General features: G+C 70.1%; 27 protein-coding genes, 1 pseudogene and 1 riboswitch. Of the genes and pseudogenes, 22 read left to right on the top strand and 6 right to left on the bottom strand.

All coding sequences use genetic code 11. The features are described from left to right. The first annotated feature begins 35 nt into the window (after positions 1–35). From rplS to AB0I51_RS10345, 12 genes are all read left to right on the top strand, one after another. Positions 36–386 (top strand): 50S ribosomal protein L19, encoded by a 351-nt coding sequence (gene rplS / locus AB0I51_RS10400; protein WP_362973383.1) that lies wholly within the window; start codon positions 36–38, stop codon positions 384–386. 46 nt (positions 387–432) lie between these two features. Then, positions 433–1,149: a signal peptidase I gene (gene lepB / locus AB0I51_RS10395; protein WP_362973381.1), complete on the top strand. Its 717-nt coding sequence runs from the start codon at positions 433–435 to the stop codon at positions 1,147–1,149. Further along, complete coding sequence (lepB, locus tag AB0I51_RS10390) at positions 1,142–2,254, top strand: signal peptidase I (RefSeq protein WP_362973379.1); 1,113 nt, start codon at positions 1,142–1,144, stop codon at positions 2,252–2,254. The genes lepB (AB0I51_RS10395) and lepB (AB0I51_RS10390) overlap by 8 nt, the downstream gene beginning before the upstream one ends. Further along, on the top strand, positions 2,142–3,116 hold the full coding sequence (gene lepB / locus AB0I51_RS10385; protein WP_362973377.1) for a signal peptidase I: 975 nt from the start codon (positions 2,142–2,144) through the stop codon (positions 3,114–3,116). Before lepB (AB0I51_RS10390) ends, lepB (AB0I51_RS10385) begins: the two co-directional genes overlap by 113 nt. Before the next feature lie 78 nt (positions 3,117–3,194). Beyond that, positions 3,195–3,974 (top strand): signal peptidase I, encoded by a 780-nt coding sequence (lepB, locus tag AB0I51_RS10380; RefSeq protein ID WP_362973375.1) that lies wholly within the window; start codon positions 3,195–3,197, stop codon positions 3,972–3,974. After that, a complete protein-coding gene (locus AB0I51_RS10375; protein ID WP_362973373.1) occupies positions 3,964–4,503 on the top strand; it encodes an NUDIX hydrolase in 540 nt (179 codons plus the stop codon). The genes lepB (AB0I51_RS10380) and AB0I51_RS10375 overlap by 11 nt, the downstream gene beginning before the upstream one ends. 56 nt (positions 4,504–4,559) lie before the next feature. After that, a complete protein-coding gene (locus AB0I51_RS10370; RefSeq protein WP_003965949.1) occupies positions 4,560–4,868 on the top strand; it encodes a DUF2469 domain-containing protein in 309 nt (102 codons plus the stop codon). Between the two features lie 128 nt (positions 4,869–4,996). Then, a complete protein-coding gene (locus AB0I51_RS10365) occupies positions 4,997–5,359 on the top strand; it encodes a YraN family protein (protein WP_362973370.1) in 363 nt (120 codons plus the stop codon). A 1-nt stretch (position 5,360) separates the two neighbouring features. Next, the gene (locus AB0I51_RS10360; protein ID WP_362973368.1) at positions 5,361–6,989 is read left to right on the top strand and encodes a YifB family Mg chelatase-like AAA ATPase; all 1,629 of its coding nucleotides are present in this window, start codon (positions 5,361–5,363) and stop codon (positions 6,987–6,989) included. After that, the gene (gene dprA / locus AB0I51_RS10355; RefSeq protein WP_362973366.1) at positions 6,986–8,146 is read left to right on the top strand and encodes a DNA-processing protein DprA; all 1,161 of its coding nucleotides are present in this window, start codon (positions 6,986–6,988) and stop codon (positions 8,144–8,146) included. The genes AB0I51_RS10360 and dprA overlap by 4 nt, the downstream gene beginning before the upstream one ends. A gap of 283 nt (positions 8,147–8,429) precedes the next feature. Continuing rightward, positions 8,430–9,272 carry an RNA polymerase sigma factor WhiG gene (gene whiG / locus AB0I51_RS10350; RefSeq protein WP_043680536.1) on the top strand — a complete coding sequence of 281 codons (843 nt, stop codon included), beginning with the start codon at positions 8,430–8,432 and terminating at the stop codon, positions 9,270–9,272. A gap of 118 nt (positions 9,273–9,390) precedes the next feature. Then, a complete protein-coding gene (locus AB0I51_RS10345; protein ID WP_362973659.1) occupies positions 9,391–9,948 on the top strand; it encodes a helix-turn-helix domain-containing protein in 558 nt (185 codons plus the stop codon). Between the two features lie 59 nt (positions 9,949–10,007). Here the strand turns inward: AB0I51_RS10345 and AB0I51_RS10340 are convergent. Next, positions 10,008–10,574: pseudogene (locus AB0I51_RS10340) on the bottom strand (M23 family metallopeptidase); the annotation flags it as partial. Between the two features lie 281 nt (positions 10,575–10,855). Here AB0I51_RS10340 and rpsB point away from each other — a divergent pair. From rpsB to AB0I51_RS10290, 10 genes are all read left to right on the top strand, one after another. Beyond that, on the top strand, positions 10,856–11,800 hold the full coding sequence (gene rpsB, locus AB0I51_RS10335; protein ID WP_362973364.1) for a 30S ribosomal protein S2: 945 nt from the start codon (positions 10,856–10,858) through the stop codon (positions 11,798–11,800). A 215-nt stretch (positions 11,801–12,015) separates the two neighbouring features. After that, positions 12,016–12,852, top strand: coding sequence for a translation elongation factor Ts (gene tsf, locus AB0I51_RS10330; RefSeq protein ID WP_362973362.1), 837 nt, complete (start codon positions 12,016–12,018; stop codon positions 12,850–12,852). Positions 12,853–13,056: 204 nt separating this feature from the next. After that, positions 13,057–13,815: a UMP kinase gene (pyrH, locus tag AB0I51_RS10325; protein ID WP_362973360.1), complete on the top strand. Its 759-nt coding sequence runs from the start codon at positions 13,057–13,059 to the stop codon at positions 13,813–13,815. Between the two features lie 130 nt (positions 13,816–13,945). Next, on the top strand, positions 13,946–14,503 hold the full coding sequence (gene frr / locus AB0I51_RS10320; protein ID WP_019068782.1) for a ribosome recycling factor: 558 nt from the start codon (positions 13,946–13,948) through the stop codon (positions 14,501–14,503). Next, positions 14,503–15,693 carry a phosphatidate cytidylyltransferase gene (locus AB0I51_RS10315; protein ID WP_362973358.1) on the top strand — a complete coding sequence of 397 codons (1,191 nt, stop codon included), beginning with the start codon at positions 14,503–14,505 and terminating at the stop codon, positions 15,691–15,693. Before frr ends, AB0I51_RS10315 begins: the two co-directional genes overlap by 1 nt. A gap of 247 nt (positions 15,694–15,940) precedes the next feature. Next, positions 15,941–16,387, top strand: coding sequence for an SRPBCC family protein (locus AB0I51_RS10310; RefSeq protein WP_362973356.1), 447 nt, complete (start codon positions 15,941–15,943; stop codon positions 16,385–16,387). 53 nt (positions 16,388–16,440) lie between these two features. After that, positions 16,441–17,547, top strand: a complete 1,107-nt coding sequence (rlmN, locus tag AB0I51_RS10305; RefSeq protein ID WP_362973354.1) for a 23S rRNA (adenine(2503)-C(2))-methyltransferase RlmN — start codon at positions 16,441–16,443, stop codon at positions 17,545–17,547. 31 nt (positions 17,548–17,578) lie between these two features. Beyond that, a riboswitch (TPP riboswitch) is annotated at positions 17,579–17,685 on the top strand. After that, positions 17,682–18,758, top strand: coding sequence for a thiamine ABC transporter substrate-binding protein (locus AB0I51_RS10300; RefSeq protein WP_362973352.1), 1,077 nt, complete (start codon positions 17,682–17,684; stop codon positions 18,756–18,758). (Overlaps the previous riboswitch by 4 nt.) Positions 18,759–18,817: 59 nt before the next feature. Further along, positions 18,818–20,419: an iron ABC transporter permease gene (locus AB0I51_RS10295; RefSeq protein WP_362973350.1), complete on the top strand. Its 1,602-nt coding sequence runs from the start codon at positions 18,818–18,820 to the stop codon at positions 20,417–20,419. After that, entirely contained in the window at positions 20,420–21,442 is a 1,023-nt protein-coding gene (locus AB0I51_RS10290) for an ABC transporter ATP-binding protein (RefSeq protein WP_362973348.1), read from the top strand. A 63-nt stretch (positions 21,443–21,505) separates the two neighbouring features. Here the strand turns inward: AB0I51_RS10290 and AB0I51_RS10285 are convergent, their stop codons facing one another. The 5 genes from AB0I51_RS10285 to AB0I51_RS10265 all read right to left on the bottom strand — a co-directional run bounded on the left by AB0I51_RS10285 (position 21,506) and on the right by AB0I51_RS10265 (position 26,054). Continuing rightward, entirely contained in the window at positions 21,506–22,189 is a 684-nt protein-coding gene (locus AB0I51_RS10285; protein ID WP_362973346.1) for an LAETG motif-containing sortase-dependent surface protein, read from the bottom strand. 160 nt (positions 22,190–22,349) lie between these two features. Continuing rightward, a complete protein-coding gene (locus AB0I51_RS10280; RefSeq protein WP_362973344.1) occupies positions 22,350–23,471 on the bottom strand; it encodes an LOG family protein in 1,122 nt (373 codons plus the stop codon). Positions 23,472–23,496: 25 nt separating this feature from the next. Continuing rightward, a complete protein-coding gene (locus AB0I51_RS10275) occupies positions 23,497–23,904 on the bottom strand; it encodes a VOC family protein (RefSeq protein ID WP_362973342.1) in 408 nt (135 codons plus the stop codon). Between the two features lie 63 nt (positions 23,905–23,967). Next, positions 23,968–25,332, bottom strand: a complete 1,365-nt coding sequence (locus AB0I51_RS10270) for a hypothetical protein (RefSeq protein ID WP_362973340.1) — start codon at positions 25,330–25,332, stop codon at positions 23,968–23,970. Next, on the bottom strand, positions 25,314–26,054 hold the full coding sequence (locus AB0I51_RS10265; protein WP_362973338.1) for an ATP-binding cassette domain-containing protein: 741 nt from the start codon (positions 26,052–26,054) through the stop codon (positions 25,314–25,316). Before AB0I51_RS10265 ends, AB0I51_RS10270 begins: the two co-directional genes overlap by 19 nt. Between the last annotated feature and the right edge of the window lie 160 nt (positions 26,055–26,214).

The following is a 26,214-nucleotide window of genomic DNA, read 5'->3' as shown; positions in this document are numbered from 1 at the left end:
GATGACCTGTGGCATCGGCGAAGAAAGCAGACGAAATGTCTCACCTGCTCGACATCGTCGACGGCGCCTCGCTGCGCACCGACATCCCGGCCTTCCGCCCGGGTGACACCGTCAACGTCCACGTGCGCGTCATCGAGGGCAACCGCTCCCGTGTGCAGCAGTTCAAGGGCGTAGTCATCCGTCGCCAGGGCTCCGGTGTCCGCGAGACCTTCACGGTCCGCAAGGTCTCGTTCTCCGTCGGCGTGGAGCGCACCTTCCCGGTGCACACCCCGATCGTCGAGAAGATCGAGCTCGTGACCCGTGGTGACGTCCGTCGCGCGAAGCTGTACTACCTCCGTGACCTGCGCGGCAAGGCCGCGAAGATCAAGGAGAAGCGCGACAAGTAGTCGCTCTGCCGGGGTTCTTGTCGGAGCCGGATAACATCTGGCTCCGATGGACACCGAAGCACAGCCGACGGAGCGCGACCGCTCCTCCCGCCCTTCCGACTCCGAGGACATCTCGGACACCGGAGGAACGGAGGGACGGTCGCGTTTCGCGTTGGTGTCCCGTGTCGCCGAGTGGCTGCCCGGCGGTCGGATCACCCTGACCGCCCTGGTCTGCCTGGTGTTCCTGCTGCTGCTCAACACCTTCATGCTCCAGCCTTTCCAGATTCCCAGCGGATCCATGGAATCCGGATTGAGGATCGGCGACCGCGTTCTCGTAAATAAGTTGGCGTACCGTTTCGGTGCCCATCCGCGGCGCGGCGACATCGTTGTGTTCGACGGCACCGGCTATTTCGGGGACGCCGACTACATCAAGCGCGTTGTGGGTGTGGGGGGTGACCACGTGGTCTGCTGCGACAAGGAGGGGAGACTCCAGGTGAACGGGCGGTCGGTCGACGAGACGGCGTTCCTGTACCCCGGTGACACTCCGTCCAGCGTGCCGTTCGACGTCGTGGTGCCCTCCGGCACCCTCTTCGTCCTCGGTGACCACCGCAGCGACTCAAGCGACTCCCGGGATCACCTGGGCGACCCGGGCGGAGGCATGATTCCCGTTGGTGACGTCATCGGACGAGCCGATTGGGTCGTCTGGCCCGCCGGGCACTGGACCCACCTCGTCCGACCCGGCGCCTACGCGCGCGTACCGGCCGCGGACGACGCCCATGGGTAACCGCGGCAAACCGCGCGGCGCGGCGCCGGGCGGCAACTTCGGGAACGAGAACCTGCTGCCCACCGGTTTCCGACGCGCGGGCGCGCTCGCCCCGGCGGGGGGCGCCGGCCGCAGCCGGGCCGAGCGGCGCAAGCTCCAGCGCAAGGTCAAGCGGCGGCGCAGGCGCGGCGCGGTCCGGGAGATACCTCTCCTGGTGGGCGTCGCGGTCCTCATAGCCCTCGTTCTGAAGACCTTCCTCGTCCAGGCGTTCGTGATCCCGTCGGGCTCCATGGAGCAGACGATCCGCATCGGTGACCGGGTCCTGGTCGACAAGTTCACCCCCTGGTTCGGCTCCGAGCCCAAGCGCGGCGACGTCGTCGTCTTCCACGACCCGGGCGGCTGGCTCGCGGACGAGCAGACCACCAAGAAGAACGACCCCGTCGTGGTCAAGCAGGTCAAGGAAGGCCTCCAGTTCATCGGCCTGCTGCCGTCCGACAACGAGAAGGACCTGATCAAGCGGGTCATCGGCGTCGGCGGAGACCACGTCAAGTGCTGCGATTCGGAAGGGCGGGTGACCGTCAACGGGGTTCCCCTGACCGAGGCCGACTACCTGTATCCCGGGAACGCGCCGTCCGAGACGCCCTTCGACATCACCGTCCCCAAGGGCCGGCTGTGGGTGATGGGCGACCACCGCGGCAACTCGGCCGACTCCAGGGCACACCAGAACACCAGTTACGGCGGCACGGTCGCGCTCTCCTCGGTGGTGGGGCGGGCCAAGGTGATCGCCTGGCCGATGGGCCACTGGACCAGCCTGAACGAACCTAAAACCTTCGCATCGGTTTCCAACTCCGTGTCGGGGACGACCGCCGGTCCCGAACTGTCGCATAGGGTTGCCCCGGTCGATCCGAACGGATCGGTCCAACTCCCGAGCCCTGCGGAACTCCCGCTCGTTATGGGAGTGGTGGGCCTGCGCCGAGGATGGGGCAGGCGGCGGCAGAGAGTGAGGAGTTGGCGTGGGGGATGTGGCTGTTGGCGCACGGTCCGGACACGACGGCGAGGAGCACCAGGGACATCCCGTGGAAGCACCCGTCCCGGCCGCGGACAGCGCCGTGACCTCCGGGAGTGACGCCGGAGCGGACGAGGACGGCACGGCGCCGGGCGACGCGGCCCGGACCGAGGAAGTGGGGTCGGGCGGCCCGACCTCCCAGGTGAAGAAGCAGCGTTCCTTCTGGAAGGAGCTGCCGATCCTGATCGTCATCGCGCTCGTCCTGGCGCTGCTGATCAAGACGTTCCTGGTGCAGGCGTTCTCGATCCCCTCCGACTCGATGCAGAACACCCTCCAGCAGGGTGACCGGGTCCTGGTCGACAAGCTCACGCCGTGGTTCGGGTCCAAGCCCGAGCGCGGTGAGGTCGTCGTCTTCCACGACCCCGGCCACTGGCTGGACGGCGAGCCCACGGCCGACCCCAACGCCCTGCAGACGGTGCTCAGCTGGATCGGTCTGATGCCGTCCGCCCAGGAGAAGGACCTGATCAAGCGGGTCATCGGCGTCGGCGGCGACACGGTCTCCTGCAGCGGCACCGGCCCGCTGACGGTCAACGGCAAGGCGCTGAACGAGCCGTACGTCTACCCGGGCAACACCCCGTGCACCAACGACGACCAGGGCGGCCAGTTCACCGTCAAGGTTCCCAAGGGCTACATCTGGGTGATGGGCGACCACCGGCAGAACTCGCGGGACTCGCGCTACAACCAGTCCGACAAGTACCACGGCATGGTCCCGGTGAAGGAAGTCGTCGGCCGCGCCATCGTCAAGGCCTGGCCCATCAACCGCTGGGGCACGCTGCCGATCCCGGACACCTTCGACCAGACGGGCATCAACACCAGGGCCTCGGCCTCCCGTCTCCTGACGGCCGCACCCGAGGGCCTCGCCCTCGTCGGCGTGCTGCCGCTGGCCCTGTGGCGCCGCAGGCGGTCGGCCAAGGTCGGGTAAAGGCCTTGTAGAGCTTGTGACCTTGGTCCCGGAGGAAGGGCTGACCACCCTCGGTACCGCCGGGTAGGGTGCGGACCCATGGGTGGCGAGAGCGCAACACGTACGGCCCCGCGTACCGGCGGTGGCACTGGCAAGGGCCCGGTGGGCAGCCGGACCGGACAGCGGTTGTCCGGGCTGGCCGTCGCACTGGGCCTTGTGCTGTTCCTCGGCGGATTCGGCTGGGGAGCGGTGGTCTACCGGCCGTACACGGTGCCGACCAGCTCCATGACCCCGACCATCGACATGGGCGACCGGGTGCTGGCGCAGCGCATCGGCGGCAGCGAGGTGCGCCGGGGCGACGTCGTCGTCTTCACCGACAAGACCTGGGTGACGAACGCGCCCGTGGTCAAGCGCGTCGTCGCGGTCGGCGGGGACACCGTCTCCTGCTGCACGAACGGCAAGCTGGTCGTCAACGGCAAGCAGATCGACGAGGGCTACCTCAAGGGCGGCGCGGTCGAGGACAAGACGATCCCGACGGTCAAGGTCCCCAAGGGCCGCCTGTTCCTGCTCGGCGACGAGCGCCAGGGCTCCCTGGACTCCAGCGCCCACCTCACGGACGTCGCCAGCGGCACCGTCGCGAGCAGCGCCGTGAACGCCCGCGTGGACGCCGTCGTATGGCCCATGAAGGGCATGCTGGAGCGCCCCACCGGCTTCGAGGAACTCGGCGTCCTCTCCCAGCCCGGCCCGCTGCGCACGGTCGTCGCCCTCGTCGTCGCGGGCGCGGTGCTCGTCCTCGGAGGCGGCGCCTACGGCCCCGTGGCCAAGCGGCTGGCCGGCCGCCGCTCCCGGACCCGTACGGAGCCCGCCGGTGCCCGCTGAGGCCACCGAGGAGGGCGCCTGCGGCGACTCGTACGAGGGCGGGCTGCGCAAGGTCGCCCGGGTGGTCCTCCTCGACCCGCGGGACCGCATCCTGCTGCTCCACGGCCACGAGCCGGACGATCCGGCCGACGACTGGTGGTTCACGCCCGGCGGCGGCCTGGAGGGCGACGAGACCCACGAGGAGGCCGCGCTGCGGGAACTCGCGGAGGAGACCGGGATCACCCGGGTGGAGCTCGGCCCGGTCCTGTGGACCCGGACGTGCTCCTTCCCGTTCGCGGGCCGCCGCTGGGACCAGGACGAGCGGTACTACCTGGCAAGGACGTCCGCCACGGCCGACGGGGTGCCCGGTGCCACAGCCCTCACCGAGCTGGAGCGGCGCAGCGTCTCCGGAGCACGTTGGTGGACGTGCCGGGAACTGGAGCGGGCGCATGAGACGGTGTATCCGACCAGACTCGCCGAGCTGCTCCGCAGGCTGATCGACGAAGGGCCCCCGGCCGGGCCGGTGACCCTTGACACGGAAATCGTCTAGGGGCGCACGGGACTGGCGCACAATGGTGGGATCGCACGGCTGAAGGGGAACATGCCATGAGCGCCGAGGACCTCGAAAAGTACGAGACCGAGATGGAGCTGAAGCTCTACCGGGAGTACCGCGATGTCGTCGGTCTGTTCAAATACGTGATCGAGACCGAACGGCGCTTCTACCTCACCAACGACTACGAGATGCAGGTGCACTCGGTCCAGGGCGAGGTGTTCTTCGAGGTGTCCATGGCGGATGCCTGGGTGTGGGACATGTATCGACCGGCTCGCTTCGTCAAGCAGGTCCGGGTCCTCACATTCAAGGACGTGAACATCGAGGAGCTGAACAAGAGCGATCTGGAGCTGCCGGGCGGCTGACGGCGGCTCTTCGCGGAGTGCCTGTCGCTCGTGCGGGTGACGGAGTTCTCCACAAGCACCGAACGGTCCACCAAGATCCACTCGGTGGACCGTTCTGCGTGACGGTTGGCGCCGGAGGTGGTGCCGACATGAACGCACGCAGTGCACTCGGCAAGTACGGCGAGACGCTGGCCGCACGACGGCTGGTCCAGGCCGGGATGACGGTCCTGGAGCGCAACTGGCGCTGTGGCAGGACCGGCGAGATCGACATCGTGGCGCGGGACGGTGACGTCCTGGTCGTCTGCGAGGTCAAGACACGGCGGGCCGGTGCCTTCGAGCACCCGATGGCCGCGGTGACCCCCGAGAAGGCGGAACGCCTGCGCGGCCTCGCCGAATGCTGGATCCACGCCCACGGAGGGGCGCCGCCGGGCGGTGTCCGCATCGACCTGGTGGGCGTGCTCCTGCCAGGCCGCGGCGCACCCGTCGTCGAGCACGCGCGGGGGGTGGTCTGAGATGGGGTTCGCTCGTACGTGCTCGGTGGCGCTGGTAGGTGTCGAGGGCGTGGTCGTCGAGGTGCAGGCCGACCTCGAACCCGGCGTCGCCGCGTTCACACTGGTGGGACTGCCCGACAAGAGCCTGACGGAGAGCAAGGACCGGGTGCGGGCCGCGGTCGTCAACTCGGGCGGCGCCTGGCCGCAGAAGAAACTGACGGTGGGCCTGAGCCCGGCCTCCGTACCCAAGAGCGGCAGCGGCTTCGACCTGGCCGTCGCCGCCGCGGTACTCGGCGCGGCCGAACGGATCGATCCCCGGGTGCTCGCCGACATCGTGATGATCGGAGAACTGGGCCTCGACGGCAGGGTCCGCCCGGTCCGGGGGATCCTCCCGGCGGTGCTGGCGGCGGCGGACGCGGGGTACGAGCAGGTGGTGGTGCCGGAGTGTGCCGCCGCCGAGGCGTCCCTCGTGCCGGGGGTGTCCGTGCTGGGCGTCCGCAGCCTGCGCCAACTGATCGCCGTACTCGCGGACGAGCCCGTTCCCGACGAGGAACCGGACGACCTGGTGGGCCGACCCGATCCGCTCCTCGCCGGCCTGCGCGTGCCGGGCACCGGGGCGGCCACGGGGATGCACAGCGTGGGAGCGGCGCATCACGACCCCGGTCGTGACCTCGCCGATGTCGTCGGACAGGATGCGGCGCGCACGGCGGTGGAGATCTCCGCGGCCGGAGGACACCACCTCTTCCTCGAAGGTCCGCCGGGTGCGGGCAAGACCATGCTGGCGGAGCGGATGCCCGCGATCCTGCCCCGCCTCAGCCGGCAGGACTCGCTGGAGGTGACGGCGGTCCACTCGGTGGCGGGTCTGCTGCCTCCGGGGAAGCCTCTGATCGATGTCGCCCCCTACTGCGCCCCGCACCACTCGGCCACGATGCAGGCCCTCGTCGGAGGCGGATCCCATATGGCGAGGCCAGGAGCCGCCTCCCTTTCGCACCGGGGAATTCTCTTTCTCGACGAGACTCCGGAGTTCAGTGGTCAGGCCCTCGACGCGCTGCGGCAGCCGCTGGAGTCGGGGTACGTGGTCGTCGCCCGCAGCGCGGGTGTGGTGCGGTTCCCGGCGAGGTTCCAGATGGTCCTCGCGGCCAATCCGTGTCCCTGCGGCCGCTATTCCCAGAAGGACGACCTCTGCGACTGCCCGTCCATGTCGATCCGCCGCTATCAGGCCCGGATCTCCGGCCCGCTGCTCGACCGGGTGGACCTGCGGGTCACGGTGGACCGCGTCACACGGGAGCAGCTCACCGAGTGCGGCACGCGAGGAGACACCACCGCGACGGTCGCGGACCGGGTGCGGGCGGCCAGGGAGCGGACGGCGGCACGCCTCGCGGACACTCCGTGGCGCACCAACAGCGAGGTGCCCGGCCGTGAACTGCGCAGCCGCTGGCAGCCCGTGCGCGGGGCGATGGACGCGGCCGAACGCAGTCTGGAACGGGGTGCGCTGACCGCGCGCGGGATCGACCGGGTCCTGCGCGTGGCCTGGACGGTCGCGGATCTCAAGGGTCACGACCGGCCCGACGACGCCGACGTGCTCCTCGCCCTGCAACTGCGCACAGGTGTTGCGCGAGGCGCGGCGATGTCCCTCGGGGCCCTGGCATGACCGCGCACGAGGACCCGGGCGGCGAGTTCCACGCCCGCGTCTACCTCGCCCGGGTGGTCGAACCCGGTGACGAAGTGGCCGGGCGGTGGATTCGGGAGCTCGGAGCCGAGGAGGTGGCCCGGCGGCTGCGGGACGGGGGGCCGCAGCTCGTCGGGGTCACCGACAAGCGGTGGGCCGGGCTGTGCACGCGGGCCGAGTCGGTCGAGCCGGGGCGGGACATGGAGGTCGCGAGGGAGGCCGGGGTGCGATTCGTGTGCCCCGGTGACACCGAGTGGCCCGCCCAGCTCGACGACCTCGGGGACGCGCGGCCCGTCGGACTCTGGGTGCGCGGGCGGCCCAGCCTGCGGGTGTGGGCGCTCAAGTCCGTCGCCGTCGTCGGCGCCCGCGCCTGCACCGAGTACGGCGCCCACATGGCGGCCGTCCTCGCCGCCGGCCTCGCCGAGGAGGGCTGGGTGGTCGTGTCCGGCGGCGCCTACGGAGTCGACGGTGCCGCACATCGCGGCGCCCTCGGCGCGGGCGGTGCCACCGTCGCCGTGCTCGCCTGCGGGGTCGACCAGCCCTATCCGCGCGGTCACGCCCAGTTGCTCGGCAGGATCGCCGAACAGGGGCTCGTGGTGGGCGAGTTGCCGCCCGGCGAACATCCGACTCCGAGCAGGTTCATCCTCCGGAACAGAGTGATCGCCGCGCTCACCAGGGGAACCGTGGTGGTCGAGGCCGCGTATCGCAGCGGATCGCTCGTCACGGCCCGGGCGGCGCAGCGGCTGGGGCGCCACACCATAGGCGTGCCCGGCCCGGCCACCAGCGGGCTGTCCGCCGGTGTGCACGAACTCCTGCGCGGGGACGCGGTGCTGGTCACCGACGCCGCCGAAGTCGTCGAACTCGTCGGCGACATGGGCGAACTGGCCCCGGACCGACGCGGACCGGTGCTCCCGCGCGACCTGTTGGAGCCGGCCGCCCGCCGCATCCTCGCCGCCCTCCCCGGCAACAGGGCGGCAGCGGTGCGGGAGATCGCCCGGGGCGCGCAGACCACGGAGGACGACGCGGTCGCGAGACTGTACGAACTCCGAGCACTTGGTTACGTCGAACGACACGGCGACGGCTGGAAGTTGACACGCCAGGCGATGATCTCGGTCCGGCCGGATCGGGGGCGCCGCTGACCGAGTGTGTTCGGCCGTCCGGGGGAACCCCGACACCCTTGGGAATTCCCGCAGTTGGCGCATTCCGATGATCACGCAGAGCGATCGGGGCGACCCGCTCCGGCACCCCGTCGAACGCGTCCGTGGCCGGTCCGAGCCCTGCCCTTCGCACACCGCGACACTCCAGTCACGCTACGCTCACGGGGATTCCGGCACAGACCGGCAAACAGACTGGTAACTCCACACCACTCCGACAGCTCACCCAGGCACCCCCACTTCACGGCAGAACGGCACAAGGCGACGAATGCCCCAGCACACCTCCGGGTCCGACCGGGCGGCGATCCCCCCAGCCGCCCGTGACGGTGGCAGCGTCCGGCCGCCCGCTCCCTCGACGCTTGAGGAACTGTGGCGGTCGTACAAGACGACGGGCGACGAGCGGCTGCGCGAGCAGCTGATCCTGCACTACTCGCCGCTCGTGAAATACGTCGCGGGACGGGTGAGCGTCGGGCTGCCGCCCAATGTGGAGCAGGCGGACTTCGTGTCGTCGGGGGTGTTCGGACTGATCGACGCCATCGAGAAGTTCGACATCGAGCGGGAGATCAAGTTCGAGACGTACGCGATCACCCGCATCCGGGGCGCGATGATCGACGAGTTGCGCGCTCTCGACTGGATCCCGCGCTCGGTGCGGCAGAAGGCGCGGAACGTGGAGCGGGCGTACGCCACGCTGGAGGCGCGGCTCAGGCGCACCCCCAGTGAGGGCGAGGTGGCCGCCGAGATGGGCATCGCGGTGGAGGAACTCCACGCCGTCTTCAGCCAGTTGTCGCTCGCGAACGTGGTCGCCCTGGAGGAGCTGCTGCACGCCGGCGGCGAGGGGGGCGACCGGCTCAGCCTGATGGACACGCTGGAGGACACCGCCGCCGACAATCCGGTGGAGGTGGCGGAGGGGCGGGAGCTGCGGCGGTTCCTGGCGCGGGCGATCAACACGTTGCCCGAGCGGGAGAAGACCGTCGTCACGCTGTACTACTACGAGGGGCTGACCCTCGCCGAGATCGGCAATGTGCTCGGGGTGACCGAGAGCCGGGTCAGCCAGATCCACACCAAGTCGGTGCTGCAGTTGCGCGCCAAGCTGGCCAGTTTCGGCCGTTGAGCGGGAGTCGCACCGCCTTCTCGACCTCGCAGAATCGTGCCTGCATGACCTGAGTCACTCCCGCCGGGGGTGGACCGTCCGTAGAGTGGTTGACGTGCCAAGGATTCGAGCGGCCTCCGTGGCCGAGCACCGGTCGATGCAGCGAGCCGCCCTGCTGGACGCGGCTCGTTCCCTGCTGTCCGAGGGCGGGACGGAGGCGCTGACCTTCCCGGCCCTGGCCGAGCGGACGGGTCTCGCGCGGTCCTCCGTGTACGAGTACTTCCGCTCCCGGGCCGCCGTCGTCGAGGAACTCTGCGAGGTCGACTTCCCCGTCTGGGCGGCGGACGTGTCGGCGGCGATGGAGCGGGCCGGCTCCGCCGAGGGCAAGGTGGAAGCGTACGTGCGGCAGCAGCTGGCCCTGGTCGGGGACCGGCGGCACCGGGCCGTGGTCGCCATCTCGGCGAGTGAACTGGACGCCGGGGCGCGGGAGAAGATCCGGGCCGCGCACGGGGGGCTGGTCGCGATGATCGTCGAGGCGCTGGCGGAGATGGGGCACGGGGAGCCCCGGTTGGCCGCGATGTTGCTGCAAGGGGTTGTCGATGCGGCTGTGCGGAGGATCGAGCTGGGGGCTGCGGAGGATCCTTCGGTGATTACCGAGGCTGCGGTGAGTATGGCTTTGCGGGGCGTAGAAGGCTGAGTGTTGTCTGCGGGCCGGTGGGTGCTGGTCGCGCAGTTCCCCGCGCCCCAAGGGAACGCCCCCAGCACGGGCAGCAAGCGTGACGGCCCCCTGTTCAGCAGCCACGGCGGCAGTAGTCCCAGCGGGTCCAAGTACGCCTCCCCTCTCAGCAAACCCCAGTGCACGCACGTCGCGGCGCAGTGCGAGCCCGTGACCTCGACCGTCCCCACAACCCCGCCCGCCTCCACCTCGTCCCCCTTCTTCACCGTCGCGGTCACCGGTTCGTAGGTCGTGCGGAGATCCGTCCCCGTCAGTTCCACCGAGACCACCCCTCTCCCCGCCACCCGCCCCGCGAACGACACCCGGCCCGCCGCCACCGCTCGTACCGGAGCGCCGGCCGGGGTCGCCAGGTCCACGCCCCGGTGGCCCCGGGCGTAGAGCGTCACCGGGGGCTCCCAGCCTCGTAGGACCAAGGGGTGGGAACCGACGGGCCAGGTGCGGGCCACGGCCGGTACGGGTGCGGGTGGGACTCCCGGTGGCGGTGGGGCATCGGCCGCCCGGGCCGCGCAGGTCAGCAGGGTCAGGAAGAGGGCGAGGGGCAAGGCCAGTGCCGTGTGCGGATGTCGCGGATGTCGTCGTGGTCGCATGGCACAAACCGTGCCGTACCCGTGTCGATCATGGCTGGGACCTGTGGACCGCCGGGTGCTTGTGGACAACGGCGTCACCCGGTACCTCGCCGGTCCCGTACACTTCCTTTGGCGATCCGGGTCACCGGGTCGACTTCGCACGCCCCGACATCTGGTCCTCCGTCGAGAGACGAAATCCGGTGTCAGCGCTCCTCGGTCCTCTGGGCACGCGCACGTGGGCGTCAGGCGCGAGTGCCGTCCCGGTGCTCGCGGCACAACCGAGAAAATCAAGGAGAACGGCCATGGCCGTCGTCACGATGCGGGAGCTGCTGGAAAGCGGCGTCCACTTCGGTCACCAGACCCGTCGTTGGAACCCGAAGATGAAGCGCTTCATCTTCACGGAGCGCAACGGCATCTACATCATCGACCTGCTCCAGTCGCTGTCGTACATCGACCGCGCCTACGAGTTCGTCAAGGAGACCGTCGCCCACGGCGGCACGGTCATGTTCGTCGGCACGAAGAAGCAGGCGCAGGAGGCCATCGCCGAGCAGGCCACCCGCGTCGGCATGCCCTACGTCAACCAGCGCTGGCTGGGCGGCATGCTCACCAACTTCTCCACCGTCTACAAGCGTCTGCAGCGCCTCAAGGAGCTGGAGCAGATCGACTTCGAGGACGTCGCCGCGTCCGGTCTCACCAAGAAGGAGCTTCTCGTGCTCTCGCGCGAGAAGGCCAAGCTGGAGAAGACCCTCGGTGGTATCCGCGAGATGTCCAAGGTCCCCAGCGCCGTCTGGATCGTGGACACCAAGAAGGAGCACATCGCGGTCGGTGAGGCCCGGAAGCTCAACATTCCGGTCGTCGCCATCCTCGACACGAACTGCGACCCCGACGAGGTCGACTACAAGATCCCGGGCAACGACGACGCGATCCGCTCCGTCACCCTGCTCACCCGCGTGATCGCCGACGCCGTCGCCGAGGGCCTCATCAGCCGCTCCGGTGTCGCCGCCGAGGCCAAGGGTGACAAGGCCGCCGGCGAGCCGCTCGCCGCGTGGGAGCGCGACCTGCTCGAGGGCGAGAAGAAGGCTGACGAGGCTCCGGCCGCCGACGCCGAGGTCCAGACCTCCGCCGAGACGGAGAAGGTCGCCGACGCCGAGCAGGCCGACGCTCCGGTCGCCGTCGAGGAGGCCGCTGCCGAGGTCGAGGCCCCCGCCGCCGAGGCCGCTCCGGCCGCCGAGGCCGAGCAGGCCTGACCTTCCGGTCAACGGCCTGACCTTCCGGTCAACGGCCTGACCTTCCGGGCCAAAGGGCTGAGCCGAAGTGACGGCGGGTGGTGCCGACCGCGCCACCCGCCGTTCACTCACAGCCCCTAGATCTTCGTAGCCCGTAGATCTTTGGCGGAAGCCCGCTCACCACGCGGCCGCCGCCGACTTCGAGACTTCGAACTCCGAGAAGAGATTTTCAGATCATGGCGAACTACACCGCCGCCGACGTCAAGAAGCTCCGTGAGCTCACCGGCGCCGGCATGATGGACTGCAAGAAGGCGCTGGACGGGGCCGACGGCAACGTCGAGAAGGCCGTCGAGGCGCTCCGTATCAAGGGCCAGAAGGGCGTCGCCAAGCGCGAGGGCCGCTCCGCCGAGAACGGCGCCGTGATTTCCGTCATCGCCGACGACAACACCTCCGGTGTCCTGGTCGAGCTGAAGTGCGAGACGGACTTCGTCGCCAAGGGCGAGAAGTTCCAGGCCGTCGCCAACCAGATCGCCCAGCACGTCGCCGCCACCGCCCCGGCCGACATCGAGGCGCTGCTCGCGTCCGAGATCGAGTCCGGCAAGACGGTTCAGGCGTTCGTCGACGAGGCCAACGCGAACCTGGGCGAGAAGATCGTCCTGGACCGCTTCGCCCAGTACGCCGACGGCTACGTGGCCGCTTACATGCACCGCACGATGCCCGACCTGCCGCCGCAGATCGGTGTCCTCGTCGAGCTGGACAAGCCGAACGCCGAGGTCGCCCGCGGTGTCGCCCAGCACATCGCCGCCTTCGCGCCGAAGTACCTGGCCAAGGACGACGTGCCGGCCGAGGTCGTCGAGTCCGAGCGCCGTATCGCCGAGGAGACCACCCGCGCCGAGGGCAAGCCCGAGGCCGCGATCGCCAAGATCGTCGAGGGTCGCGTGGGCGGCTTCTTCAAGGACGCGACGCTGCTCGGTCAGCCGTACGCGCTCGACCCCAAGAAGTCCGTCCAGAAGGTTCTGGACGAGGCGGGTGTCACCCTGAAGCGCTTCACGCGCATCAAGGTCGGCATCTGAGTCCGTACCGCGATCGACGCGCGACGGCCCGCGGAATCCCGCTAGGGTCGTCAGCAGTCGGCCGGGTACGCCGTCGCGCACGCGCGCGTGGCGGACGACAGCAGATCTGACGAGGAGGCCATTGCCGAGCATGGGATGCGACAGACACCCCACCGGCAGTGGCCTTCTTCGTATGTGCGACCACGTAAAAGAGGCGAGAACGTCATGACCACCAAGCCCCAGAAGAGCGACGACGGCAAAGTACGCGGCCGGTTTCTGCTGAAGCTGTCCGGAGAGGCCTTCTCCGGAGGCGGTGGCCTGGGCGTCGACCCCGACGTGGTGCACAAGATCGCCCGCGAGGTCGCTGCCGTCGTACGGGACGGCGCGGAGGTCGCCGTCGTCATCGGCGGCGGCAACTTCTTCCGTGGCGCCGAACTCCAGCAGCGCGGCATGGACCGGGCCCGCTCCGACTACATGGGCATGCTCGGCACCGTGATGAACTGCCTCGCCCTTCAGGACTTCCTGGAGAAGGAGGGCATCGACAGCCGCGTCCAGACCGCCATCACCATGGGCCAGGTCGCCGAGCCGTACATCCCGCTGCGTGCCGTGCGCCACCTGGAGAAGGGCCGTGTGGTCATCTTCGGCGCCGGTATGGGCATGCCCTACTTCTCCACCGACACCACCGCCGCGCAGCGCGCCCTGGAGATCAACGCCGAGGCGCTGCTGATGGGCAAGAACGGCGTGGACGGGGTCTACGACTCCGACCCGAAGACCAACCCCGCGGCCGTCAAGTTCGACTCGCTGAGCTACGGCGAGGTCATCACCCAGGACCTCAAGGTCGCCGACATGACCGCCATCACCCTGTGCCGCGACAACAAGCTTCCGATCCTGGTCTTCGAGCTGATCGCCGAGGGCAATATCGCCCGCGCCGTCAAGGGTGAGAAGATCGGCACGCTTGTGGGTGACCAAGGCAGCCAGGGCTGATGACCCTGACCGGGGGATGGACAATGTCCTGCCGGTCGGGAACCGTGCAGGAAGAAGACGCGACGCAGCCGGCCGCCGACGCCGACACAGCACAGCAGCCGGGCCTACTCAAGACACGCAGGAGCAAGTGGTGATCGAAGAGACCCTCCTCGAGGCCGAGGAGAAGATGGAGAAGGCCGTCGTGGTCGCCAAGGAGGACTTCGCCGCGATTCGCACCGGCCGTGCGCACCCGGCGATGTTCAACAAGATCGTGGCGGACTATTACGGGGCACTGACGCCGATCAACCAGCTGGCCTCGTTCTCCGTGCCGGAGCCGCGCATGGCCGTGGTGACCCCGTTCGACAAGAGCGCGCTGCGCAACATCGAACAGGCGATCCGCGACTCGGACCTCGGCGTCAACCCGAGCAACGACGGCAACATCATCCGCGTGACGTTCCCCGAGCTGACCGGGGAGCGCCGCAAGGAGTACATCAAGGTCGCCAAGACCAAGGCCGAGGACTCCAAGATCTCGATCCGTTCCATCCGCCGCAAGGCCAAGGAGACGATCGACAAGTTCGTCAAGGACGGCGAGGTCGGCGAGGACGAGGGCCGTCGCGCGGAGAAGGAGCTCGACGACACCACGGCGAAGTACGTCGCCCAGGTGGACGAACTCCTCAAGCACAAGGAAGCGGAGCTGCTCGAGGTCTGATGAACGACTCTTCCTGGGGGGCACCGCCACAAGCCGGGTACTGGGGGCCGTCCGACCAGGGGCCTGTCCAGGGGGCTGCCCCGGCGGGTCCCACGTACGATGCGCCTGAGGCGCAGCAGACTCGCCCCATGCCCATCGTGCCCGACGAGCCCGCATACGGCGGACACCAGGATGACGACCGGGGGGCCGCTCGGCTGAGCGGCCCCTTGTTCCGCGACGAGACGCAGCAGCCGCCGTACGACGTACGGCAGTCGCCGTCGTACGAGCCGCGGACGCAGCCCTCTGACACGTCGCAGGCGCAGCCCTACGGGGCGGTGCCGCAGAATCCGGAGCCCATGCCCGACGCCCCGCCACCGGCGCCCGCCCCGCAGAAGAAGAGCGCGGGCCGGGACCTGAGTGCGGCCATAGGGGTCGGCGTCGGACTCGGTGCGGTGATCATCGCGTCCCTGTTCGTCGTCAAGGCCGTGTTCGTCGGCGTGATAGCGGTGGCCGTGGTCGTGGGCCTGTGGGAGCTGACCTCGCGGCTGCAGGAGCGCAAGGGCATCAAGGCGCCCCTCGTGCCCCTCGCGGTCGGCGGGGCCGCGATGGTCGTCGCCGGTTACGTCCGGGGCCCCGAGGGCGCCTGGGTCGCCATGGCGCTCACGGCGCTCGCCGTCCTCGTATGGCGGATGACGGAACCGCCGGAGGGCTACCTCAGGGACGTCACGGCGGGTGTCTTCGCGGCGTTCTACGTGCCGTTCCTGGCCACGTTCGTCGCCCTGATGCTCACCGCGGACGACGGCGCCTGGCGGGTCCTGACGTTCCTGCTGCTGACGGTCGTCAGCGACACCGGGGCGTACGCCATCGGCTGGCGCTTCGGCAAGCACAAGCTCGCGCCGCGCATCAGCCCCGGAAAGACCCGCGAGGGCCTGTTCGGGGCGGTCTCCTTCGCGATGGTGGCGGGCGCGCTGTGCATGCAGTTCCTGATCGACGACGGCAGCTGGTGGCAGGGGCTCGTCCTGGGCCTCGCGGTCGCGGCCAGCGCCACGCTGGGCGACCTCGGCGAGTCCATGATCAAGCGGGACCTCGGCATCAAGGACATGGGCACGCTGCTGCCGGGCCACGGCGGCATCATGGACCGGTTGGACTCCTTGCTGCCGACTGCGCCGGTCGTGTGGTTGATGTTCGTGCTGTTCGTTGGGGCAGGGTGAGGGCCGCGGTGCCGCGCCGCGGTAGCGGCAAATAGATACGGCATGGACCGGTCGGACTCCTTGCTGCCGACGGCTCCGGTGGTGTGGCTGCTGACGGTGTTGTTCGTCGGGTCCGCCTGACGATCGGCGTACGACATTACGGGCGCCCCCGTTCCGTGGAGGACTCCTCTGTGGCACGGGGACGCCCGGTCGTACGATTTCGGTACAAGCCCTGAAAAAGGGACCGCCCTCAAAGAAGGAGGGCATCATGTCCGCCTTCCATGAAGAGTTCGACGTGGACTGCCGTCCCGAGGACGCCTGGGCGTACGTCATCGACCCGTCCCACCTCCCCGAGTGGCAGGAGAGCGCGGTGTCCGCGGAACAGCTCGACGACCGGCCCTTCGGCCTCGGCTCCCGGGTCCGCGTCACCCGGCACGTGGGTCGCCGTGACATGGCGATGACCATGGAGTGCACCGAGTTCCTGCCGCCGCGTGCCTGGACCGTGCGCGGGATCGACGGCCCCATCAGGGGCAACTTCCGCGGCGAGATCTCACCCGTCGACGACGGACGCCGTACCCGGGTGACGATGGGCCTCGACTTCGAGGGACACGGCATGGGCAAGGTCCTGCTGCCCCTCGTCGTCCGCCCCCAGGTCCGACGCGAGATGCCCCACAACGAGAAGCTCCTGAGGGAGCACCTGGAGCACATCGGCTGAAGCTGATCACCGTAAACGGATCACGGTAAACGATCTGCGACACTGGTACAGCCATGCCTAAGCCCGGAGAACTCACATTCGTCGCCCCCCGCGGAGCCCAGAAGCCGCCGCGGCACCTTGCCGATCTCACGCCCGCCGAGCGCAAGGAAGCCGTCGCCGCGGTCGGGGAGAAGCCCTTTCGCGCCAAGCAGCTCTCGCAGCACTACTTCGCGCGCCTCGCGCACGACCCGGCGGAGTGGACCGACATCCCCGCCGGTTCGCGCGCAAAGCTGCAGGAGGCGCTGCTCCCCGAGCTGATGACGGTCGTACGGCACCTGTCGACCGACCAGGACACCACCCGCAAGACGCTGTGGCGGCTGTTCGACGGGACGCTCGTCGAGTCCGTGCTGATGCGGTACCCGGACCGGGTCACCATGTGCATCAGTTCGCAGGCGGGCTGCGGGATGAACTGCCCGTTCTGCGCGACCGGTCAGGCCGGTCTGGACCGCAATCTGTCCACCGGTGAGATCGTGCACCAGATCGTGGACGGCATGCGCGCGCTGCGGGACGGCGAGATTCCCGGCGGGCCCGCGCGGCTCTCGAACATCGTCTTCATGGGCATGGGCGAGCCCCTCGCCAACTACAAGAGGGTCGTCCAGTCCATCCGCGCCCTCACCGACCCCGAGCCGGACGGTCTCGGTCTCTCGCAGCGAGGGATCACCGTCTCGACGGTCGGACTGGTCCCGGCGATCCACCGCTTCTCCGACGAGGGCTTCAAGTGCCGGCTCGCGATCTCGCTGCACGCGCCCGACGACGACCTGCGCGACACCCTGGTCCCCGTGAACACGCGCTGGAAGGTGCGTGAGGTGCTCGACGCGGGCTGGGAGTACGCGGCGAAGTCGGGGCGCCGGCTGTCCATCGAGTACGCGCTGATCCGGGACATCAACGACCAGGCGTGGCGCGGCGACCGCCTCGGCCGGCTCCTCAAGGGCAAGCCCGTGCACGTCAATCTGATCCCGCTGAACCCGACGCCGGGCTCCAAGTGGACGGCCTCCCGCCCCGAGGACGAGAAGGCGTTCGTCGAGGCCATCGCGGCCCATGGGGTGCCGGTCACCGTCCGGGACACCCGTGGCCAGGAGATCGACGGAGCGTGCGGCCAGCTCGCGGCCACCGAGAGGTAATCTTCACCCGTACCACCTGTACGTACACCTTCATATCCGACAGGGGAGCGCGCAGCGCTGAGAGTGCGGCAATCGGGCCGCAGACCCTCTGAACCTCGCCCAGGTCATTCTGGGTAGGAAGTTCGGTCATCACCGTGAACACCAAGAAGTACTGTGCTGTCCTCGTCGGCCTCGGCCTGGTCACGCTCTCCGCGTGCGGGTCGGGGTCGGACCAGGGCAGTGGCTCCGGCTCCAAGACCGTCACCCTCGTCAGCCACGACTCGTGGGCCGTCTCGAAGAGCGTCCTCAAGGACTTCGAGAAGCAGTCCGGCTACACCGTCAAGGTTCTCAAGGACGGCGATGCGGGCCAGGCCGTCAACAAGGCGATCCTGACCAAGGACAACCCCCAGGGCGACGTCTTCTTCGGCGTCGACAACACCCTGCTCTCCCGGGCACTCGACAACGGCCTCTTCCAGTCCTACGACGCGAAGGGCTCCGCCACCGTCAAGCCCGCGTACCGCGTCGACGAGACCAAGCACCGCGTCACACCCATCGACACCGGCGACATCTGCGTCAACTACGACAAGGCCTACTTCGGCAAGCACAAGCTGACCCCGCCGACCTCCTTCGCCGACCTCGTGAAGCCCGAGTACAAGAACCTCCTCGTCACCGAGAACGCGGCCACCTCCTCACCCGGCCTCGGCTTCCTGCTCGGCAGCGCGGCCCAGTTCGGCGACGACGGGTGGCAGGCCTACTGGAAGAAGCTCAAGGCGAACGGCGTGAAGGTCGTCGACGGCTGGGAGCAGGCCTACGACCAGGAGTTCTCCGGTTCGGCCGGCGGGAGGAAGGCGGGTGGCGACCGGCCTCTCGTCGTCTCGTACGCTTCCTCGCCGCCCGCCGAGGTCATCTACGGCGATCCGAAGCCGACCACCGCGCCCACCGGGGTGTCGTACGGCACCTGCTTCCGCCAGACCGAGTACGCGGGACTGCTCAGCAATGCCAGGAACACCAAGGGCGGCAAGGCCTTCATCGACTTCCTCCTCACCAAGAAGTTCCAGGAGGACATGCCGCTCAACATGTTCGTCTACCCGGTGATCGAGGGTGCGACCGTGCCGGCCGAGTTCACGAAGTACGGTCCGCAGGCCAAGGACCCCGAGACCATGGCCCCCGCGAAGATCGCCGCCGACCGCGACCAGTGGGTCAAGTCGTGGACCTCGCTCGTACTGAAGTAGCGGAAGCGGCACCGCGCAAGCCCCTCAGGAACAGGGGCGACGCGACGCGGCTCGGACTCATGGCCGTGCCCGTCGCGTTCTTCGCGGTGTTCTTCGCCTACCCCGTCGCCGCGATCGTCGGGCGCGGTCTCAAGGTGGACGGCGCCTGGCAGTGGGGCCGGATCGGGGACGTGCTGGCGCAGTCCGACATCCGGCACGTCCTGTGGTTCACCACCTGGCAGGCGCTCGCCTCGACCGCGCTCACGCTGCTGATCGCGCTCCCCGGCGCGTATGTCTTCGCGCGCTTCGACTTCCCGGGCCGGCAGGTGCTGCGGGCCGTCGTGACCGTCCCCTTCGTGCTGCCCACGGTCGTCGTCGGTACGGCCTTCCTCGCGCTCGTCGGCCGGGGCGGACTCCTCGACGACCTGTGGGGCGTACGGCTGGACACCACCGTGTGGGCCATCCTGCTCGCGCACGTCTTCTTCAACTACGCGGTGGTCGTACGGACGGTGGGCGGCCTGTGGGCACAGCTCGACCCGCGGCAGGAGGAGGCCGCGCGGATGCTCGGCGCCTCCCGGCTGCGGGCCTGGCGCAAGGTGACGCTGCCCGCGCTCGCGCCCGCCGTGGCCGCCGCCGCGCTGATGGTCTTCCTCTTCACCTTCACCTCCTTCGGCGTGGTGCAGATCCTCGGCGGCCCGACCTTCTCGACCCTCGAAGTGGAGATCTACCGCCAGACCTCCGAGGTCTTCGACCTGTCGACGGCGGCCGTGCTGACGATCGTCCAGTTCGTCGCGGTGGGCGCGATCCTCGCCGTCCACGCCTGGACGGTACGGCGCCGGGAGACGGCCCTGCGGCTCGTGGACCCGGCGGTGACCGCACGGCGCCCGCGCGGGGCCGGCCAGTGGTCCCTGCTCGCCGGAGTGCTGGTCTCCGTCCTCCTGCTGCTGGTGCTGCCGCTCGCCGTGCTGGTGCAACGGTCGCTCGACTCACCGGACTTCGGCTACTACCGGGCGCTGACCCACGACGACGGCGGCACCTTCCTGGTCCCGCCGATCGCCGCGATCGGCAACTCGCTGGAGTACGCCGTCGCCGCCACCGCGATCGCCGTGGTGATCGGGGGGTTCGCCGCCGCGGCGCTGACCCGGCGCGACGCGGGGAAGCTGGTGCGGGGGTTCGACGCGCTGCTGATGCTGCCGCTCGGGGTGTCGGCGGTGACCGTCGGCTTCGGGTTTCTGATCTCGCTCGACAAACCCCCGCTGGATCTGCGGAGTTCATGGATCCTGGTGCCGCTCGCGCAGGCGCTGGTGGGCGTCCCCTTCGTCGTACGGACGATGCTGCCCGTGCTGCGGGCGGTGGACGGGCGGCTGAGGGAAGCGGCGGCCGTGCTCGGGGCCTCGCCCTGGCGGGTGTGGCGTGAGGTCGATCTGCCGCTGGTGCGGCGGGCGTTGCTGATCGCCGCCGGATTCGCGTTCGCGGTGTCGCTGGGGGAGTTCGGGGCGACCGTGTTCATCGCGCGGCCCGACAACCCGACGCTGCCGGTCGCGGTGGCCCGGCTGCTGTCCCGGCCCGGTGACCTCAACTACGGCCAGGCGATGGCCCTTTCGACGATTCTGATGGCGGTGTGCGCGGTGGCCCTGCTGGTCCTTGAGCGGCTGCGCACCGACCGGACGGGGGAGTTCTAGATGCTGCTCGGTCTTGAGAGCGGGACCGTACGGTTCGGTGGACGGCCGGTGCTGGACGCCGTAGATCTCGGGGTCGCCGAGCACGAGATCGTGTGTGTCCTCGGGCCCAGCGGCAGCGGCAAGTCGACGCTGCTGCGCGCGGTGGCCGGGCTGCAACCCCTGCACTCCGGGCGGGTGTTGCTCGACGGACGCGACCAGGCCGGGGTGCCCGCGCACAAGCGGGGGGTGGGCCTGATGTTCCAGGACCATCAGCTGTTCCCCCAGCGGGACGTGGCCGGCAACGTGGCCTTCGGGCTGCGGATGCACGGGGCGTCGAAGGGACAACAGGACGCCCGGGTCGGCGAGTTGCTCGATCTCGTCGGACTGCCGGGTGCCGCCCGCCGTGCCGTCGCGGGGCTGTCCGGCGGTGAGCAGCAGCGGGTGGCGCTGGCCCGAGCCCTCGCGCCCCGCCCCCGGCTCCTCATGCTCGACGAACCGCTCGGCCAGCTCGACCGGTCACTGCGGGAGCGGCTGGTCGTCGAACTCCGCGAACTGTTCGGGGCGTTGGGCACGACCGTGCTCGCGGTCACGCACGACCAGGGCGAGGCGTTCGCACTGGCCGACCGGGTCGTGGTGATGCGGGACGGGCGGATCGCCCAGTCCGGTACGCCACTTGAGGTCTGGCAGCGCCCCGCAGACGAGTTCGTGGCCCGTTTCCTCGGCTTCGACAACGTGGTCGGGGCCACGGTCGCCGGAGAGGCCGCCGACACGCCCTGGGGCAAGGTGCCGGTTCCCGAGGACGCCCCTCAGGGCGCCCACATGCTCCTCGTGCGCCCCGCTGGCGTCCGCCTGGTCCCCGCCGACGAGGGCCTGCGCTGCACGGTCGCCGCCCGCACGTTCAGGGGCACCCACGTCGCCGTGCAACTGCAGCCGGAGGGCGCGCCGCGGCTTGAGGCGGCGTGTGCGCTGCGGGAGGCGCCGGAGGTCGGGGACACGGTCGGGGTGGAGTTCGACGCGGCCGAGATCGTCGTACTCGACGGCTAGCGGGCATGCGTGTGGCCCGCCCCCACGAACCGGGCGGGCCACAACAGAGCAACAGCGGGTGGATCAGCGGCCGTTGGTCGCACCGCGGCGGCGCATGCCGTAGTAGACGGCTCCGCCGCCCGCGACGACGAACGCGCCCGCGATACCGGCGATCATGCCGGTGTTGGAGTTGGCACCGGTCTCGGCGAGGTTCGAGCTACCGGCCGCGGGAGACGGCGCGTTGTCCGTCGTCGTGGCGGGGGCGGTGCTGCTGCTCTCCGAGGCCGACGGGGTCGGGGTGTCGGTCTCGGCCGGGGTCGAGGCGGTCTCCGACGGGGTCGGCGAGGCCTCGGTCGGAGTCGGGGTGGGCGACTCCGTGGCGCAGGCCTTGGACGGGGTCGTCAGGTTCGGCGAGATGTCCTCGTCGACCTTGTTGCTGGCCTTGACGTGGACGCGGTACGTCGCGTTCGGCTGCCAGTCCTCGGAGAAGGTGACGGTTTCGCCCTTGGCCGAGCCCTTGACGGTCTGCGCCTCGCCGACCTGCTTGGCGTCGGAACCGTTGTTCTCCAGGAACACCGTGATGGTCGCCTCGGTGGCCGAGGCGTCCTTGTCGGTCACGGTGATGACACCCTTGGCGCCGTCACAGCTGGCTGAGGCGGAGAACTCGCGGATGTTGCAGGCGAGCGCGTTGCCCGCGAATCCGAGCGCGAGCGCGGCCGAGGCGGACGCGACACCGAGGATGCGTACGGAACGTCGAGATATGGACACGTTTGCCCTTCACAGGATGTGCAACTGCGGGGGGTTTAGGGGGAGATGAGGCAGCGTTGAGGTGAGGCACCACCACCCCCAGGAGTCTCACTGGTCTATAAGTGCTGCGTAAGCAGTGTCAATGCATATGCGGTGTGCGGCAGTTGGCTTTACCTGCACTTTAATGAGTGAGACGTTTCAGCGCCTCCGGAGCCTCCTCGATCCGGTCAACGAGGGCGATACGGCTCTCCATCGACCGTTCCCGGGCAAGTGCACGCAGCAGCGGCCAGGTCGGCAGCCGCTCCGTCCAGTGCTCCCGGTCCACCAGAACCATCGGCGTGGGCTCGCCGTGCGACTCGTAGTAGTTCGGCGTCGCGTTGTCGAAGATCTCCTGTACGGTCCCGGCCGCGCCCGGCAGGAACACCACCCCCGCGTTCGAGCGGGCCAACAGGCCGTCCTCGCGGGTCGCGTTGGCGAAGTACTTGGCGATGTGCGAGGCGAAGGCGTTCGGCGGCTCGTGGCCGTAGAACCAGGTCGGGATGCCGATCGAGTGGTTGCCCTTGGGCCAGCGGTCGCGGACCTCGAAGGCGCGTTGCGCCCAGTCGGTGATGGAGGGGCTGAACGAGGGTGATCCGGCGAGGAGTTCGCACGCCTTCTCCAGCATCGCGTCCTCGTACGGCGCCGCGTACGCGCCCAGGTTGGCCGCCTCCATCGCGCCGGGTCCACCGCCGGTCGCCACGGTGAACCCGGAGCGGCTCAGCTCCCGGCCCAGGCGCGCGGCACCGTCGTAGGCCGCTGTCCCGCGTGCCATCGCGTGACCACCCATCACGCCCACCACCCGTGCGCCGCGCAGGAGTTCGTCGAGAGCATCGGAGATCGAGTCGTCGTGCACGGCGCGCAGCATCGACGCGTATACGTCGCCGTCCGCCTTGGTCTGCTGGAACCAGGCGTACGCGAGCGCGTCCGGAGTCCGCTCGTACCCCTTGTCGAGCGAGGCGAACAACTCGGCGGGCGTGTAGAGATGACCGCGGTAGGGGTCGAAGGGGAGGTGCGGGACCGGCGGGAAGACCAGCGCGCCGTCGGCGCGGAGCTTCGCCTCGGCCTCCTTCCGCATCGGACACCCGAGGAAGACGGCGCCCGAGGCGTCGGTGGTGAGCAACTCCTTTGTACGGTCCGTCAGATCGACGGCCTGGACGCGGTATCCGGCGAGGGTGCCGCGGGCCGAGACGGTCGCGTCGAAGTCCTCGACCGTCTCGATCTCGCGTTCGTCGTGGGCGGCCGCATGGGCCGGGCTCGTCTGCACGGACCCATGCTAGGCACCGGCACGGTCAGCCCTGGACCGCCGCCGGGTCCATCCACACGACCTCCCAGGAGTGGCCGTCGGGGTCGTCGAAGGAGCGGCCGTACATGAAGCCCTGGTCGATGGCGTCAGTGCTGCCGGTGGCGCCGGCGGCGAACGCCTTGTCGACGAGTTCGTCGACCTTCTCGCGGCTCTCGGCGCTCAGACACAGCAGCACCTCGCTGGTCCTCGTCGAGTCGGCGATCTCCTTCTTGGTGAAGTCGCTGTACCGCTGCTTGCTGAGGAGCATCGCGATGATCGTGTCGCTGATCACGACACATGCGCACTCGTCGGTGCTGAACTGGGGGTTGATCGAGTAGCCGAGCTCCGTGAAGAACTTCCTCGACGCGTCGACGTCGTTCACGGCCAGGTTCACGAAGATCATCTGCTGGTACATGCGGGGTCTCTCCCATCAGGCGTGCGTGCTGTTCGGTGGGTAGACCGGCCGTCCGTGCGAAACTCATCGGCCGGCCAGCGGCAGCGCCGCCAGCTCGGCCACGAACAGGGTCAGCGGGAGGAACAGGGCCAGCAGCGCGCCCGCGCGCAGGGCCGCCGCGCTGCGCAGCATCGCCGCGGGGGCACCGAGGCGGAGCAGCGCGGCCGTGGTCTCGGCGCGGGCGTGCTTGGCCTCCAGCGCGGCGGTGAGCAGGGTCGCCACCGTGCAGCCGGTGACCAGGAGCAGGCCGAGGGTGGTCAGGGGGCCGAAGGCCGGGGCGTCCGCGGCGTAGAGCGCCGTCATCGCGAAGCCGCCGGACGTCACCGCGCACACCACACCCAGCGGGCGCCCGATCCGGGTCGCCTCCTCCATCAGCACCCGCCCGGCCAGCAGTCGCAGCGCGCCGGGGCCGGCGGACTGGAGCAGCCGCCCGCACAGGTGCGTGAGCCCGGGACCGGCCAGCGCCAGCCCGATCGCGGTCAGTACCCAGCCGGCCAGGACGCTCGCGGGCCCGTCGGCGAGCCCACCGGGCAGCGCCAGCCCGCCACCGTCCCGCGTCCGGTTCGCGTACGCCTCCACCGCGAGCCCTGCGGCCAGCACGGCGATGCCCCAGGGGAGCCCGCGAGGAGCCTCTCGGGGAGCCGCGGGGCGCGAGGGGTCGGGGTGGTCGCCGGGTGCGGTGCCGCTCGCGGCCTCCAACCGCTCGGCTGGCGCGGGCTGTTCGGCCGGATCGGCCTCCAGTCCGCCGCCACGCGCACCCGCACGCAGGTGCGCGCCGAAACGGCCGTACGCCCCGAAGGTCTCGCGGCGGTCCGGGCGGCCCTGCACGCCGAAGCGGCCGTACGACCTTGCCGGGCCCTTCACCGAGGCCGGGCGGAGGTCGCGGGGGCGCAGGGTGAGGGCCACCGCCACGGAGGCGGTCAGCGGTACCAGGGCGAGGAGGGTCAGCGCCGCCGGAAGCGGCAGGGGCTGGTCCGAGGCCAGGAACTCCGCCGCCGCTCCGTCGAAGGGCATGCCGGTGAGGTCGCCGCGGAGGTGGAGGAAGAAGAGGAGGGCCAGCATGGAGCCGAGGGTGCAGGCGAGGGCGGTCGTGGTCGCCGAGATGGCCATCAGGCGGCCGGGGCCGAGGCCGATCGCGGAGAGACCGGGGCGGGGTTTCGTCGCCGGGTCGGTGCGGGCGACGGCCACCGCGAAGTGGACGGTGGCGGCCAGTGGGGTCGCGCACCAGCCGAGGCGCAGGGCCGCGGCGGCGGGGGAGTCGGGGTGGCCCATCGCGTAGCCGAGGGTGCACAGGAGGAGGAAGCCCGTGCCCGCCGAGGCCACCGCGACCAGCAGGCGGCGGAGTTGGACGGCGGGGTGCGAGCCGCGGGTCAGACGGAGAGCGAGCACTCGGCCCGGCCTTCCGCCTCGGTGACCGGGGGAAGGTGGACCGTGTTCACCCGGCGTCCGTCCAGGAGCGACACCGTGCGGTCCGCGAGGGCCGCGGTCTCCGCCTCGTGGGTCGCGAGGACGACGGTGATGCCGTGCGAGCGGGCGGCTGTGGTGAGCGTGCGCAGGACGTGGGCGCGGTCCGCGCGGTGCAGCGGGGCCGTCGGCTCGTCGGCGAACAGGACCGTCGGCGCCGGGGCCAGCGCGCGGGCGATGGAGACGCGCTGGCGCTCCGCCTGGCGCAGCTCGTGCGGGCGCTTGCGGGCGTGCTCGCCGATGTCGAGGCGGTCCAGCCACTCCAGCGCGGCGGTCTTGGCCCGGCGGCGGCTGGTGCCGCGCAGCATCAGGGGGAGGGCCGCGTTCTCCCAGACGTTCAGCTCCGGGACGAGCACGGGTGCCGGGTCGATCCAGCCGAAGCGGTCGCGGCGCAGCCGTTCGCGGGTCATCGGGCCCATGGTGTGCACGGGCACGCTGTTGAACCAGACCTCGCCGCGGCCGGGGCGCTCCAGACCGGAGAGGCAGCGCAGCAGGGTCGTCTTGCCGCTGCCGCGCGGGCCGCAGACGGCGAGGATCTCGCCCTCCCGGACACCGAGCGAGACGCCGCCGAGGGCGGGTGTTCCGTCGTGGTGCTGGAAGTGCAGGGCACGTGCCCAGAGCACGTCGTTGTCCGGCGGGGCCACCATGCGCGTACACCTCGTTCAGATCCGTTTTCCCGTATCGCATCCCCCGTCCGGGGGAACGAAGAGGGGGCCGATCGGTCACTGGCACGCTAAGGAGCGGTCGGCGGGAGCCCGGACAGCACACGGCCCCGGGCCGCCGTTTCTCACTCGAACGGCGGCGCCG

This window comes from Streptomyces sp. NPDC050549 (assembly GCF_040655035.1).
In the GTDB taxonomy this organism is placed as follows: domain Bacteria; phylum Actinomycetota; class Actinomycetes; order Streptomycetales; family Streptomycetaceae; genus Streptomyces.
The sequence above is the reverse complement of the archived record's forward strand: the minus strand, read 5'-3'. Positions and strand labels throughout refer to the sequence as shown.

What these genes read in the sequence shown, in the direction of transcription:
- AB0I51_RS10275 (WP_362973342.1), bottom strand. Translation starts at nt 23,904, where the DNA reads ATGTACCAGCAGATGATCTTCGTGAACCTGGCCGTGAACGACGTCGAC.
- whiG (WP_043680536.1), top strand. Translation starts at nt 8,430, where the DNA reads ATGCCCCAGCACACCTCCGGGTCCGACCGGGCGGCGATCCCCCCAGCC.
- rpsB (WP_362973364.1), top strand. Translation starts at nt 10,856, where the DNA reads ATGGCCGTCGTCACGATGCGGGAGCTGCTGGAAAGCGGCGTCCACTTC.
- AB0I51_RS10360 (WP_362973368.1), top strand. Translation starts at nt 5,361, where the DNA reads ATGGGGTTCGCTCGTACGTGCTCGGTGGCGCTGGTAGGTGTCGAGGGC.
- dprA (WP_362973366.1), top strand. Translation starts at nt 6,986, where the DNA reads ATGACCGCGCACGAGGACCCGGGCGGCGAGTTCCACGCCCGCGTCTAC.
- AB0I51_RS10290 (WP_362973348.1), top strand. Translation starts at nt 20,420, where the DNA reads ATGCTGCTCGGTCTTGAGAGCGGGACCGTACGGTTCGGTGGACGGCCG.
- lepB (WP_362973375.1), top strand. Translation starts at nt 3,195, where the DNA reads ATGGGTGGCGAGAGCGCAACACGTACGGCCCCGCGTACCGGCGGTGGC.
- pyrH (WP_362973360.1), top strand. Translation starts at nt 13,057, where the DNA reads ATGACCACCAAGCCCCAGAAGAGCGACGACGGCAAAGTACGCGGCCGG.
- AB0I51_RS10315 (WP_362973358.1), top strand. Translation starts at nt 14,503, where the DNA reads ATGAACGACTCTTCCTGGGGGGCACCGCCACAAGCCGGGTACTGGGGG.
- AB0I51_RS10265 (WP_362973338.1), bottom strand. Translation starts at nt 26,054, where the DNA reads ATGGTGGCCCCGCCGGACAACGACGTGCTCTGGGCACGTGCCCTGCAC.
- lepB (WP_362973381.1), top strand. Translation starts at nt 433, where the DNA reads ATGGACACCGAAGCACAGCCGACGGAGCGCGACCGCTCCTCCCGCCCT.
- AB0I51_RS10370 (WP_003965949.1), top strand. Translation starts at nt 4,560, where the DNA reads ATGAGCGCCGAGGACCTCGAAAAGTACGAGACCGAGATGGAGCTGAAG.
- AB0I51_RS10295 (WP_362973350.1), top strand. Translation starts at nt 18,818, where the DNA reads ATGGCCGTGCCCGTCGCGTTCTTCGCGGTGTTCTTCGCCTACCCCGTC.
- tsf (WP_362973362.1), top strand. Translation starts at nt 12,016, where the DNA reads ATGGCGAACTACACCGCCGCCGACGTCAAGAAGCTCCGTGAGCTCACC.
- rplS (WP_362973383.1), top strand. Translation starts at nt 36, where the DNA reads ATGTCTCACCTGCTCGACATCGTCGACGGCGCCTCGCTGCGCACCGAC.
- AB0I51_RS10365 (WP_362973370.1), top strand. Translation starts at nt 4,997, where the DNA reads ATGAACGCACGCAGTGCACTCGGCAAGTACGGCGAGACGCTGGCCGCA.
- lepB (WP_362973379.1), top strand. Translation starts at nt 1,142, where the DNA reads ATGGGTAACCGCGGCAAACCGCGCGGCGCGGCGCCGGGCGGCAACTTC.
- AB0I51_RS10310 (WP_362973356.1), top strand. Translation starts at nt 15,941, where the DNA reads ATGTCCGCCTTCCATGAAGAGTTCGACGTGGACTGCCGTCCCGAGGAC.
- rlmN (WP_362973354.1), top strand. Translation starts at nt 16,441, where the DNA reads ATGCCTAAGCCCGGAGAACTCACATTCGTCGCCCCCCGCGGAGCCCAG.